Source organism: Sphingobium sp. CR2-8 (assembly GCF_035818615.1).
Taxonomy (GTDB): Bacteria; Pseudomonadota; Alphaproteobacteria; order Sphingomonadales; family Sphingomonadaceae; genus Sphingobium.
Genome location: NZ_JAYKZY010000002.1, coordinates 2,335,719 through 2,348,400 on the forward strand (window position 1 = coordinate 2,335,719; position 12,682 = coordinate 2,348,400).

Annotated in this window: 13 protein-coding genes; 3 read left to right on the top strand and 10 right to left on the bottom strand. The window is 64.3% G+C overall.

Features of this window, described 5'->3' with window-relative positions; genetic code table 11:
- Window positions 1-17 precede the first annotated feature (17 nt).
- The 8 genes from rseP to rpsB all read right to left on the bottom strand — a co-directional run bounded on the left by rseP (window position 18) and on the right by rpsB (window position 7,303).
- Window positions 18-1,151, bottom strand: coding sequence for an RIP metalloprotease RseP (gene rseP / locus U5A82_RS15310; RefSeq protein ID WP_326291695.1), 1,134 nt, complete (start codon window positions 1,149-1,151; stop codon window positions 18-20).
- On the bottom strand, window positions 1,148-2,305 hold the full coding sequence (locus U5A82_RS15315) for a 1-deoxy-D-xylulose-5-phosphate reductoisomerase (protein ID WP_326291696.1): 1,158 nt from the start codon (window positions 2,303-2,305) through the stop codon (window positions 1,148-1,150). The genes rseP and U5A82_RS15315 overlap by 4 nt, the downstream gene beginning before the upstream one ends.
- On the bottom strand, window positions 2,302-3,081 hold the full coding sequence (locus tag U5A82_RS15320) for a phosphatidate cytidylyltransferase (protein WP_326291697.1): 780 nt from the start codon (window positions 3,079-3,081) through the stop codon (window positions 2,302-2,304). The genes U5A82_RS15315 and U5A82_RS15320 overlap by 4 nt, the downstream gene beginning before the upstream one ends.
- A gap of 4 nt (window positions 3,082-3,085) precedes the next feature.
- Window positions 3,086-3,865 (bottom strand): isoprenyl transferase, encoded by a 780-nt coding sequence (locus tag U5A82_RS15325; protein ID WP_326291698.1) that lies wholly within the window; start codon window positions 3,863-3,865, stop codon window positions 3,086-3,088.
- A gap of 43 nt (window positions 3,866-3,908) precedes the next feature.
- A complete protein-coding gene (gene frr / locus U5A82_RS15330; protein ID WP_326291699.1) occupies window positions 3,909-4,466 on the bottom strand; it encodes a ribosome recycling factor in 558 nt (185 codons plus the stop codon).
- A gap of 4 nt (window positions 4,467-4,470) precedes the next feature.
- Window positions 4,471-5,196: a UMP kinase gene (pyrH, locus tag U5A82_RS15335; RefSeq protein WP_326291700.1), complete on the bottom strand. Its 726-nt coding sequence runs from the start codon at window positions 5,194-5,196 to the stop codon at window positions 4,471-4,473.
- Between the two features lie 301 nt (window positions 5,197-5,497).
- Window positions 5,498-6,430 (bottom strand): translation elongation factor Ts, encoded by a 933-nt coding sequence (gene tsf, locus U5A82_RS15340; protein WP_326291701.1) that lies wholly within the window; start codon window positions 6,428-6,430, stop codon window positions 5,498-5,500.
- Between the two features lie 114 nt (window positions 6,431-6,544).
- A complete protein-coding gene (rpsB, locus tag U5A82_RS15345; protein ID WP_326291702.1) occupies window positions 6,545-7,303 on the bottom strand; it encodes a 30S ribosomal protein S2 in 759 nt (252 codons plus the stop codon).
- A gap of 257 nt (window positions 7,304-7,560) precedes the next feature.
- Between rpsB and U5A82_RS15350 the strand changes: the two genes are divergently transcribed.
- The gene (locus U5A82_RS15350; RefSeq protein ID WP_326291703.1) at window positions 7,561-7,788 is read left to right on the top strand and encodes a hypothetical protein; all 228 of its coding nucleotides are present in this window, start codon (window positions 7,561-7,563) and stop codon (window positions 7,786-7,788) included.
- 116 nt (window positions 7,789-7,904) lie between these two features.
- Here U5A82_RS15350 and U5A82_RS15355 read toward each other — a convergent pair whose 3' ends face one another.
- On the bottom strand, window positions 7,905-8,642 hold the full coding sequence (locus U5A82_RS15355; RefSeq protein WP_326292960.1) for a CDP-alcohol phosphatidyltransferase family protein: 738 nt from the start codon (window positions 8,640-8,642) through the stop codon (window positions 7,905-7,907).
- Between the two features lie 53 nt (window positions 8,643-8,695).
- Window positions 8,696-9,430 carry a phosphatidylserine decarboxylase gene (locus U5A82_RS15360; protein WP_326291704.1) on the bottom strand — a complete coding sequence of 245 codons (735 nt, stop codon included), beginning with the start codon at window positions 9,428-9,430 and terminating at the stop codon, window positions 8,696-8,698.
- 161 nt (window positions 9,431-9,591) lie between these two features.
- Between U5A82_RS15360 and U5A82_RS15365 the strand changes: the two genes are divergently transcribed.
- Together U5A82_RS15365 and U5A82_RS15370 are read left to right on the top strand one after the other, a co-directional pair.
- Window positions 9,592-10,815 carry an NADP-dependent isocitrate dehydrogenase gene (locus tag U5A82_RS15365; RefSeq protein WP_326291705.1) on the top strand — a complete coding sequence of 408 codons (1,224 nt, stop codon included), beginning with the start codon at window positions 9,592-9,594 and terminating at the stop codon, window positions 10,813-10,815.
- Between the two features lie 166 nt (window positions 10,816-10,981).
- Window positions 10,982-12,595 (top strand): GNAT family N-acetyltransferase, encoded by a 1,614-nt coding sequence (locus U5A82_RS15370; protein ID WP_326291706.1) that lies wholly within the window; start codon window positions 10,982-10,984, stop codon window positions 12,593-12,595.
- The last annotated feature ends 87 nt before the right edge of the window (window positions 12,596-12,682 follow it).

Sequence of the window (12,682 nt, forward strand, 5' to 3'; positions counted from 1 at the left end):
TCCCTGCCCGAAGCGCGTCAACCGATCAAGCCGGACAGACTCTTCCACAGACCGAAAGACGACAAATCGTTGAAAGTCACCAGCAACATCATGGCCATCAGCACCGCCAGGCCGGACCTATAGGCCCATTCCTGCGCCTGCGCACTGACCGGTCGCCGCCGTACCGCCTCTATCCCGTAAAAAAGCAGATGCCCGCCATCCAGCATCGGGATTGGCAAGAGGTTGATGAACCCCAAGTTAATCGAGATGAGGGCAGCGAAGAAGATGAAGCTTTCGAGGCCCAGCGTCGCCGCCTGCCCCGAAACCTGCGCGATCTTCAACGGCCCGCCCAGTTCCTTGACCGATCGGCCGCCACTGAAAATCTGGCCCATCGTCTCGACCATGGTGCGCACGATCTGGCCGGTGCGCTCGACCGCCACGACCGGCGCGCGCAGCAGGCTCACCGGCTCGACCACCGGATCGCCCGGCGCCAGGCCCAGGCGGCCGATCTGAAACTTGTTGCTGAACCCGTCATCCTCGGTAACGCTGCCGATCCTGCCATCGCGCGCGAACGTCCTGCCGTCGCGCTCGATCACCATCGCGACCGTTTCGCCGGGGCGGATCTGCGCATAGAGGCGGATGTCGTCGAACGTCGTCATCTCGCGCCCGCCCAGCGACACGATCCGGTCGCCCGCCTGGATACCGGCCGCCGCCGCCGCGCTGCCGGGCTGGACCACGCCAGCGACCGCCGGGGTGCGGCTTTCGCCATGCACGAACGCGAAGGTCGCCAGGATCAGGATCGCGAACAGGAAATTGATCGCCGGGCCGGCCGCGACGATCGCCGCGCGCTGCCACAGCGGTTTGGCGGGAAAGCTTTCGGCCCGGTCCTTCGCCGACATTTCCAGCCAGGCCGGATCGGTCATGCTCGCCGCGTTCATGTCGCCCTTGAACCGGACATAGCCGCCCAGCGGCAGCGCCGCGACGCGCCAGCGGGTACCGCGAGAATCGACCCAGGCGAACAGCTCCGGCCCGAAGCCGATCGAGAACGCCTCCGCCTTCACCCCGCACCAGCGCCCGACCAGATAATGGCCCAGCTCATGCACGAAGACGAGCGGCCCGATGACCGCCACGAAGGCGAGAGCGGTCAACAGAAAACCGGGATTGTGGATCAAGCCGTCAATCTTTCCATCACTAGGCCCGCTTCCTTGCGCGCCTGCACGTCCGCCGCCAGCACATCATCGATCGCGGAAGGGCTGGCCGCGCTATAGCGGTTCAACACATCCTCCACAATCATGGCGATATCAAGGAAGCCGATGCGCCCGCCCAGGAAAGCCGCGACCGCCACTTCATTGGCCGCGTTCAGGATGGCGGGTGTCGCGCCACCCGTCTCGGCCGCCTGCCGCGCCAAACGTAGCGCAGGAAACCGTTCCATATCAGGCGCTTCGAAATCGAGCCTCCCAATTCGTGCCAGGTCCAGCGGCTGGCACGGCGTCGCAATCCGCTGCGGCCAGGCCAGCGCATGGGCGATGGGAATGCGCATATCGGGCGATCCCAGCTGTGCCAGTGTGGACCGGTCGCGATATTCGACCATCGAATGAATCACCGATTGCGGGTGGACCAGTATCTCGATCCGGTCGAGACCGACGGGGAAGAGATGCGCCGCCTCGATCAGTTCCAGCCCCTTGTTCATCATCGTCGCGCTGTCGACGCTGATCTTGGCCCCCATCGACCAGTTGGGATGGGCGACGGCCTGTGCAGGCGTGATGTCCGCCATCTCGGCCCGGCTGCGGGTACGGAACGGCCCACCGCTCGCGGTCAGCGTTATCCTTGCGACATCGTCTAAACTGCTGCCCGCAAGGCACTGGAAAATCGCATTATGCTCGCTGTCTACGGGTAGCAGCGTCGCGCCCGACACAGCCGCCGCCTCCATCATCAGCCCGCCCGCCGACACCAGCGACTCCTTGTTCGCCAGCGCCACCGTGCGCCCTGCCTTGAGCGCCGCCATGGTCGGCCGCAGCCCCGCGCACCCCACGATCGCCGCCATCGTCCAGTCCGCGTCCGCCTGCGCCGCTTCGACCAGCGCATCCTCGCCCGCCGCCGCTGCCACGCCAGACCCGGCCAGCGCCTCCTTCAAAGCCTCATACAGATGCGCCTGCCCGATCACGGCCATCTGCGCGCCGGTGTCGCGCGCCAGCGTCGCCAAACTGTCCACATCGCTGTTCGCGGTCAGCGCCACGACCTTGTATGCGTCGGGATCACGCCGGATCAGGTCCAGCGTGGACAGGCCGACCGACCCGGTCGCACCGAAGATGGAGACGCGCTTCATGCGCCCTGCACCAGCAGCAGATAGAGCAAGGCGGCCAGCGGCGCGGCGGTCGCCACACCGTCCAGCCGGTCCATCACCCCGCCATGCCCCGGCAGCAGCGTGCCGCTATCCTTGACCCCCGCCTTGCGTTTCATCCCGCTCTCCAACAGGTCGCCCAGTTGCGCCGCCACCGCCAGAACGCCGCTCGACGCCGCCAGCTGGATCGGCAGATCAGCAAAGCGATGCAGAAGGAAGCCCAGCACCAGCGCGGCCAGCACGCCGCCCGCCAGTCCCGCCCAGGTCTTGGACGGGCTGACTCGCGGCGCCAGCTTCGGCCCGCCAATGGAGCGCCCGGCAAAATAGGCGCCGATGTCGGTCGCCCACACCAGCCCGAGCGCCCAGAAGGCGAGCAACAGCCCGAACGTATAGGGCGGCTGCCCGCGCAGATAGAGCAGGGCCACGATCGGCAGGCAGATATAGGGGATGCCCAGCGCCAGCTTCAGGCTGCGGCTGGTGAACAGGACGAAGAAGAACGCGCCTGCCCCCGCGATCAGCACCGGCCAGTCGATCCCGGCCGCCAACGGGCACAGCAGCGCCAGCGGGATCGACACGGCGAACATCGCGGCCTTGCGCTGTTCGGGCTTCGCGCCGGTCAGGTCGCCCCACTCCCCCTGCATCAGCACGCCCGCCACGACGAGCAGCGTCCAGAAGATAAGGCCACCCGCCAGCAGCGCCCCCAGCGCCATGGCGATCAGCGCGACGCCCACGATGCTGCGGGTCCGCAATTCACTTGTCATAGGATCACACGCCGCCGAACCGGCGGTCCCTCAGACGAAAGGCGTCCAGCGCCTCCCGCAACGCCCGGCCATCGAAATCGGGCCAGAGCATGTCGGTGAAATAGAGTTCGGCATAGGCCGCCTGCCACAGCATGAAGTTGCTGAGGCGCTGTTCGCCCGACGTGCGGATCATCAGGTCCAAAGGCGGCAGGTCGGCGGTGTCGAGCGCGCCGTCGATGTCCGCTGCGCCGATCGCGTCGGCGGCAATCTCGCCCATGGCGGCCCGCGCCGCCAGCGCCTGCACCGCGCGCACCATTTCGTCCTGCGCGCCATAATTGAGCGCGATCGCGATGACCGGGCCGCTATTGCCCGCCGTTCGCGCCATGGCCCCGTCGATCAGCGCCACCAGCGACGCGTCGAGCGCCCTATAATTGCCGATCACCCGCAACCGCACGCCATTGGCATGCATTTCGTCGATGTCCGACTGGATGAAATGGCGCAGCAGCCCCATCAGGTCGGACACTTCGCTCGCCGGCCGCTTCCAGTTTTCCGACGAAAAGGCATAGAGCGTCAGGCATTCCAGCCCCAGTTCCTGCGCCGCCCGCGCCACCTTGCGCACCGCCTCCACGCCCGCGCGATGCCCCGCGATGCGCGGCAGCAGCCGCTTCTTGGCCCAGCGTCCATTGCCGTCCATGATGATGGCGACGTGGCGGGGTCCGGGGGACCCCGACGCGGTGCCATCGACATGACGCGCGCCATGGGCGGACGCGACGCTGGTCAGATCGGGCTTGGCTTGGGTGGCCATCTGTCGGGGATGCGTGCTTTGGCCGCGAAAGGAAAGCCCCGGCTTACTGGCCGAGGATTTCCTTTTCCTTCGACGTCGCCAGCGCGTCGATATCGGCAATGACGCCGTCGGTCAGCTTCTGGACCTCGGTTTCCTTGCGCTTGCGCTCGTCTTCGCTGATTTCACCCTTCTTCTCGTCGGCCTTCAGGCTGTCCATGCCATCGCGGCGCACGTTGCGCACTGCGATGCGCGCGCCCTCGGCATATTTGCTCGCCAGCTTCGCCAGTTCCTTGCGGCGCTCCTCGGTCAGGTCGGGGATCGGCAGGCGCAGCGTCTGCCCGTCGACGATGGGGTTGAGGCCCAGGCCCGCAGACCGGATCGCCTTGTCGCACGGGCCGACATTGGTCTTGTCCCATACCTGCACCGACAGCATGCGCGGTTCGGGCGCGGACACGGTCGCCACCTGGTTCAGCGGCATGTTCGCGCCATAGACCGTCACCATCACGGGATCGAGCAGCTGCACATTGGCGCGCCCGGTGCGCAGACCGGTCAGGTCGCCGCGCAGCGCTTCGATCGCGCCGGCCATGCGGCGTTCGAGGTCGGACTTGTCATATTGGGCCATGGTTTTAACGCTCCTGATTTTGCACGATCGTCGCGACACCCTGCCCGGCCAGCACGGTGGCCAGATTGCCGGTTTCGCGGATGTTGAACACGACGATGGGAATATTATTTTCACGGCACAGCGCGATGGCGCTGGCGTCCATGACCTTGAGATTGTCGTTCAGCACCTGGTCGAAGCTGATGCTGTCGTACCGCACCGCATCGGCCACTTTCTTGGGATCGGCATTGTAGATGCCATCGACGCTGGTGCCCTTGAACAGCGCGTCGCAATTCATTTCCGCCGCACGCAGCGCAGCGGTCGTGTCGGTGGTGAAATAGGGGCTGCCGGTGCCCGCGGCGAAGATGACGATCCGGCCCTTCTCCATATGCCGCTCGGCCTTGCGACGGATATAGGGTTCGCACACCGACGCCATCGGGATCGCCGACTGGACGCGCGTGTCGTAGCCCAGCTTTTCCAGCCCGTTCTGCACCGCCAGCGCGTTCATGACCGTGGCGAGCATGCCCATATAGTCGGCGCTCGCCCGGTCGAAGCCCTTGGCCGCACCTGCCAGCCCGCGAAAAATATTGCCGCCGCCCACGACGACGCAGATTTCGAACCCCGCATCCTTGGCCGCGGCGATTTCGCCCGCGACACGGGCCACGGTTTCGGGTTCGATGCCGAACTGCCCCTGCCCCATCAGCACTTCGCCGGACAATTTCAACAGGATGCGCTTGTAGGCGGGCCGGGTCATGCGGGGCAAGAATCCTTGATCGTTTGCAGGGAAAGCGGCGGGGACATTAGAAGCGCGCGGGCGCGATGTGAAGGGCGATTGTTACCATTGCGCACCTTGTCATGTCCGAACATGCTTGTCGCTCGCCCGCCCGCACCCTGCGGCTACCGCTTTCCGTCTTCTGAACGGAGGATGCGCATACGCCGCTTCGCCTCACCACCGCCAGCGAAGCAGTCGCCCAGGCTAGGCCATGAACGCAAAAACGGCGCGGCTCTCGAAGGAACCGCGCCGCCCTGCAACAGCGCAAGCTGCGTGAAGAGGCTTAGACGCCCGCAGCCGCCGCGACTTCCGCCGCGAAGTCGCTGACTTCCTTTTCGATGCCTTCGCCCAGCTGGAAGCGGACATAGCTTTTGAGCGTGATCGACTTGCCGGCATCCTTGGCGGCGGCGGCGATCACGTCCTGCACCGGGGTCTTGCCGTCCATCACGAACGCCTGCGTCAACAGCGCGCTGTCCTTGCGGAACTTCTCGACCGGGCCGTTGATGATCTTGGCAGCGATCTCTTCCGACTTGCCAGCGATCTTGTCGGCATTCTTCTCACGCGCGATCGCGGCTTCACGCTCGATGATCGCCGGATCGATATCGTCGGCCGACAGAGCCAGCGGGAACGCGGCGGCGATGTGCATGGCCAGTTGCTTGCCCAGCGGCTCCAGCACGTCGGCAGGCGCATCGCCTTCCAGCGCGACCAGAACGCCGATCTTGCCCAGGCCGGGTGCAGCGGCGTTGTGCACGTAGGACACGACGACACCCTGCGACACTTCGACCTGCGCGACGCGGCGGACATTCTGGTTCTCGCCGATGGTGGCGATGTTGGCGACCAGCTTTTCAGCCACGGTGCCGCCCGACGGATAGGCAGCGGCGGTCAGCGCTTCGGCGTCGGTCGCGCCGGTTTCCAGCGCGATCGTCGACACGGTGCGGACGAAGTCCTGGAACTGGTCGTTCTTGGCGACGAAGTCGGTTTCGCTGTTCACTTCGACGGCGACGCCCTTGGTGCCGGCAACGGCAACGCCGACCAGACCTTCCGCGGCGGTGCGGCTCGACTTCTTCTGCGCGGCGGCCAGACCCTTGGCGCGCAGCCAGTCGGTTGCCGCTTCGATGTCGCCACCCGCTTCGGTCAGCGCCTTCTTGCAGTCCATCATGCCCGCGCCCGAACGGTCGCGCAGTTCCTTGACGGCGGCAGCGGTAATCTCGGCCATGTTTCGGCTCCTATATTCTGAAGGGTTCTAGATATGCGAGGTCTTGAATAGGCGTTAGGGCGCGTCTCCGAAGAGCGCGCCCTAGCCTGTCATTCCTACAGTCGTGCGACGCTCTTAAGCTTCGACGGCGATCTCTTCGGCCTGCGGCTCGTCCAGCGCGCCCAGGTCCACGCCCGAGGCCTGCTGCGCACCACGGTTGCCCTTGGTGGCGGCGGCGGCGATGGCGTCGCAGTAAAGGCGGATGGCGCGGCTGGCGTCATCGTTCGCGGGCACCGGGAAGGCGATGCCGTCCGGCGACACGTTCGAATCGAGGATCGCGACGACCGGGATACCCAGCGTGTTGGCTTCCTTGATCGCCAGCTCTTCCTTGTTGGCGTCGATCACGAACATGACATCGGGAATGCCGTTCATATCGCGGATGCCGCCCAGCGACATTTCCAGCTTCTCACGCTCGCGCGTCATCTGAAGGACTTCCTTCTTGGTGAAGCCGTGGGTGTCGCCCGACAGCTTTTCCTCAAGGGTCTTCAGGCGCTTGATCGAACCCGAAATCGTCTTCCAGTTGGTGAGCATGCCGCCCAGCCAGCGATGGTTGACGAAATGCTGGCCCGACTGGCGCGCGGCGTCCGCGATCGGATCTTGCGCCTGGCGCTTGGTGCCGACGAACAGCACCTTGCCACCGGCGGCGACGGTCGACGACACGAAGTCCAGCGCGCGGCCGAACAGGGGCACGGTCTGCGACAGGTCAAGAATGTGGATGCCGTTGCGCTCGCCGAAGATGTACGGCTTCATGCGCGGATTCCAACGGTGGGTCTGGTGGCCGAAATGGGCGCCAGCCTCGATCAATTGGTGCATGGTGACGACAGGTGCCGCCATAAGATATTCTCCTTCCGGTTTGACCTCTGGGAATCAGGAACGCGGAAAACAGCCTGAAAGGCGTGACCGGCACCGGATATGTCGATTCCCATGTGGAATGGTCGCGCCTTTAGACGCGGAAAAAAGCAAATGCAAGGCTTGACGTGGCCCGCAAACCGGAACATAAAGGGAACAGATGGAACAAAGACGGTTAACGGCCGTTATAACCGTCATAATCAGACATGCCGTGCAAATGGCAAGATGGAAAGTGATCCACGATGTTCACTCTTGTTGCAGCGACCCTGTTTTCGGCGGCTTTCCTGCTGTCCATGGGCACGATCGTCTGGATGTTCGCCCATTATCATGACAAGATGGTGGCGGCGCTCCAGTTCGAGCCCATCCCCCAGAACGTGCCGGTCTATCGCCTGCGCATCCGTCGGACCCGCGCACCCCAATCAACCCGCCCCGCGCCCCGCATCATCCCAGGCAGTGCCCTCGCCGCCTGATCGTTGAGACACTGGATAGCGAGGCCCGGGGCACAGCTTAGACGTTCTAGCACCCCCTCAATCCGTTCGGGCTGAGCCTGTCGAAGCCCCATCCTTCTTCAAACTTCGCCCAGCCCTCAACCTACGGACGAAGGCATCGCCGCACTCTCCCGCTGCCGCTTCACCTTGGCGTAGGATATCACCCCAAACGGGATCAGCGCGACATAGACCGCGCAGATCATCAGCAGCGTCAGCCACGGGTCGGTGGACAGCAAAGCCGCCAGCAACCCGGCCAGCGCGATCGCCTCCAGCCGGATGCGCTTGCGCAGCCGCAACGCCGACCAGCTATAGGTCGCGATGTTGGAAATCATCAGGAAGGCGACGAACGCCGCCCAGGGCGCCACCACATACCAGGCGCGGAAGATATCCTCCCCCGTCACCAGCCACAGATAGAGCGGCACGAACGCCAGCCCTGCCCCCGCAGGCGCCGGAACCCCGGTCAGGAACCCCGCCGACTTGTGCGGCTGTTCGTCCGCGTCGATCGCGGCATTGAACCGCGCCAGCCGCAACGCGCAGGACAGCGCATGGGCCAGGGCGAAGATCCAGCCGAATTTCGGCATCGCATGCAGCGACCAGAGATAGAGGATCAGCGCAGGCGCGACGCCGAACGCGATCGAATCGGACAGCGAGTCCAGTTCCGCGCCGAACCGGCTTTCCCCGCGCAGCATCCGCGCGATCCGCCCGTCCAGTCCATCCAGCACGCCCGCGAACAGGATGGACAAGACCGCCCGCTCCCATTCGCCCGAAATACCATAACGCACGCCGGTCAGGCCGAAGCACAGCGCCATCGCCGTCACCGCATTGGGCGCCAGCATCCGCAGGGTTATCCCCCGCCGCAATCCGCGCGGCACGGCCCGCCGCTGGCGGCTCACTGCTGGATACCCGCAATCACCCGTGCGTCTCCCATCTGGCCCAATATCGTCTCGCCCGCGATCGTGCGCTGGCCCAGGATCACGCGCGGCGCGGTCCCGGCGGGCAGATAGACGTCGACCCGGCTGCCGAAGCGGATAAGGCCGATGCGCTGACCCGCCGCGACCATGTCGCCGGGCTTCACGAACGGCACGATCCGCCGGGCGACCAGCCCCGCAATCTGGGTAAAGCCGATGCGCACGCCGTCATGCCGCTCGACCAATATATGCTGCCGCTCATTATCCTCGCTCGCCTTGTCCAGGTCCGCGTTCAGGAACTTGCCCGAAATATAGACGACCGACTTGATCGTCCCGCCGATGGGGGTGCGATTGATATGGACGTCGAACACGCTCATGAAAATCGACACGCGGATCAGCGGCTGGTCGCCCAGCCCATTCACGCCCGCCATCTCGCGCGGCGGGGGCACGCGCTGGATCAGCGTCACCAGGCCATCGGCCGGCGCAATGATCGCGCCTTCGTCCTGCGGCACCGCGCGAACCGGATCGCGAAAGAAGGCGAAGACCCAGATCGTGACCATCAGCATCAGCCAACCCACGATTTCCCAGCCCAGCAGGAAAAACAGCCCGGTGATCGCGGCGGCGATCAGGCCGAATTTCATCCCCTCCGGATGCACCGAAGGAAAGCGCCATTTGACATTGCCGCCTGCGGCAATCGTGATCTCATCATTGTCCATGGCCACCGTCTTTAGGGGGAGAGTTCCACACTGACAACGACCGATCCCGCCGCTGGCTCCACGCGCGGCAGATTCATGCCGCTGCAAGGTTGAACATTTGCGCCGCTTTGCCTAGGGCGTCCCCATATTCCACCCAGCAAACAAGAAGGCGAACAGGCGCTATGGCCAAGATCAAGGTGAAAAACCCCGTCGTGGAAATCGACGGCGACGAAATGACCCGGATCATCTGGGAATGGATACGCGAGCGCCTGATCCTCCCCTATCTCGACATCGACCTCAAATATTACGACCTGAGCGTCGAAAAGCGTGACGAGACGAACGACCAGATCACAATCAATTCCGCCAACGCGATCAAAGAATATGGCGTCGGCGTGAAGTGCGCCACCATCACGCCCGACGAACAGCGGGTCGAGGAATTCAACCTCAAGTCGATGTGGAAGTCGCCCAACGGCACGATCCGCAACATCCTGGGCGGCGTCGTCTTCCGCGAACCCATCGTCATTTCCAACGTCCCGCGCCTCATCCCGGGCTGGACCAAGCCGATCGTCGTTGGCCGTCATGCGTTCGGCGACCAGTATCGCGCGACCGATTTCCGCGTCCCCGGCGCGGGCAAGCTGCGCCTCGTCTTCGAAGGCGAAAATGGCGAGACGATCGACCGCGAAGTGTTCGACTTCCCCAGCTCGGGCGTCGCCATGGCGATGTATAATCTGGACAATTCGATCCGCGACTTCGCGCGCGCCTCGTTCAACTATGGCCTGAACCTGAAATGGCCGGTCTATCTGTCCACGAAGAACACCATCCTCAAGGCCTATGACGGCCGCTTCAAGGATCTGTTCCAGGAAGTGTTCGAAACCGAGGGCTTCGCGCAGAAGTTCAAAGACACCGGCATCGTCTACGAACATCGCCTGATCGACGACATGGTCGCCTCCGCGCTCAAGTGGAGCGGCGAATTCGTCTGGGCCTGCAAGAATTACGACGGCGACGTCCAGTCGGATCAGGTGGCACAGGGCTTCGGTTCGCTGGGTCTCATGACCTCGGTCCTGCTCTCGCCCGACGGCAAGACGGTGGAAGCGGAAGCTGCGCACGGCACCGTCACCCGCCACTATCGCCAGCATCAGCAGGGCAAGGCGACCTCGACCAACCCGATCGCCTCCATCTTCGCCTGGACCGGCGGCCTCAAGTTCCGCGGCAAGTTCGACGAGACGCCCGATGTCGTGAAGTTCGCCGAAACGCTGGAAAAGGTCTGCATCCAGACCGTCGAAAGCGGCGCGATGACCAAGGATCTGGCTTTGCTGATCGGTCCCGACCAGTCGTGGATGACCACGGAGCAGTTCTTCGAGGCGATCCGTGCCAATCTCGAAGTCGAAATGGGCAACTGGGCTTAACGGTTCGGAACCGATCCGCGCCTGCGCGGTTCAGTACGGAAACGGAATGAGGCGACGCCGGATACCCGGCGCCGCCTTTTTCTTTCAATACGGCCTCGAAATGGCCCGTTCCCCGGCGAAGGCCGGGGAACGGCTGCCGACAGACTGCGATCAGGGAGACGACCAGATGTCCACAGGAACAAAGAAACGCCTGGAGGTCCGCGCCGCCACCCCGTCCGACGTACGCGGTATCCAGCGGCTCATCGCCCGCGCCTATCCGGGCATGCCCAATTATTCGCTCGCCACCCTACGCGGCCAGATCAACAATTTCCCCAATGGCTGCTTCGTCGCCCTCTATGACGACAAGGTCGTGGGCTATTGCGCCACCATGCGCGTCAGCAAGGGCATGGCCTTCGCCGTCCACGACTGGGACGAGATCACCGCCAACGGGTTCGGTACCCGGCACAGCGCGGCGGGCGAATGGCTCTACGGCTATGAAATGGCGGTCGATCCCAAGCTGCGCGGCCTGCGCATCGGCCAGCGCCTTTATGACGAACGCAAGGAACTGGCCGAGGAACTGGACCTGCACGGCATCGTCATCGCCGGCCGCATGCCCGGCTATTTCCGCGCCAAGCGCCGCGTCCATGGCCCGGCCGATTATCTCGACAAGGTCGTCACCGGCAAGATGCGCGACCAGGTCATCAGCTTCCAGTTGAAGAACCAGTTCGAACCGCTCGGCGTCCTTGAAAATTACCTGCCCGAAGACAAGCAGTCGGACGGCCACGCCGCGCATCTCGTGTGGCGCAACCCCTATGTCGACCCGGACGAAGCGCCCGAAATGCGCGTGCCGCGCGGCGTCGAAAGCGTCCGCATCGCCACCTGCCAGCTCCAGGCGCGCGCCGTGCAGGATTTCGATGAATTCATCCGCAACGTCGAATATTTCGTCGATGTCGCGGCCGATTATCGCTCGGACTTCATCATCTTCCCCGAACTCTTCACCCTGCCTTTGCTCTCCTTCGAAACCAAGAAGCTGTCCCCGGTCGAAGCGATCGACAAGCTGACCGGTTACACCCCGCGCCTGACCAAGGAATTGGGGCGCATGGCGCTGGAATATAATATCAACATCATCGGCGGATCGCACCCGACCCGCGCCGATGACGGCGACGTCCAGAATATCGCCTATGTCGCCCTGCGCGACGGATCGATCCACACGCAGGAGAAGATCCACCCCACCCCCAACGAAGCCTTCTGGTGGAACATCAAGGGCGGCGACGCGCTCGACGTGATCCAGACCGACTGCGGCCCGATCGGCGTCCTCATCTGCTACGACAGCGAATTTCCCGAACTCGCCCGCCGCCTGGTCGATCAGGGCGCGCGCATCATCTTCGTGCCCTTCTGCACCGACTCGCGTTCAGGCTACATGCGCGTGCGATACTGTGCGCAGGCCCGGGCGATCGAAAACCAATGCTATGTCGTCATGTCGGGCAATGTCGGCAATCTGCCGAACGTCGACAATATGGACATCCAATATGCCCAGAGCGCGATCCTGACCCCCTGCGACCTCCCCTTCGCGCGGGACGGCATAGCGGCGGAGTCGACCGAGAATGTCGAAACGCTCACCATGGCGGACGTGAACCTGGCCGATCTCAGCTGGGCGCGCGCCGAAGGCACCGTCCGCAACCTGCGCGACCGCCGCTTCGACCTCTATCATATCGAATGGGACAGCAACCCCGACCACGCCCACGCGCCGAGCGGCGGCCCGGTGCCCGCTGGCGGGCATAATTCGCCGGGGGGTGGGTAATCAATGCGTGTCGACGGGAACCTGTGCTCTGTCGTTCCCCGGCGAAGGCCGGGGTCCATTTCCGCGCTCCTAACTGGACCTAGGCCT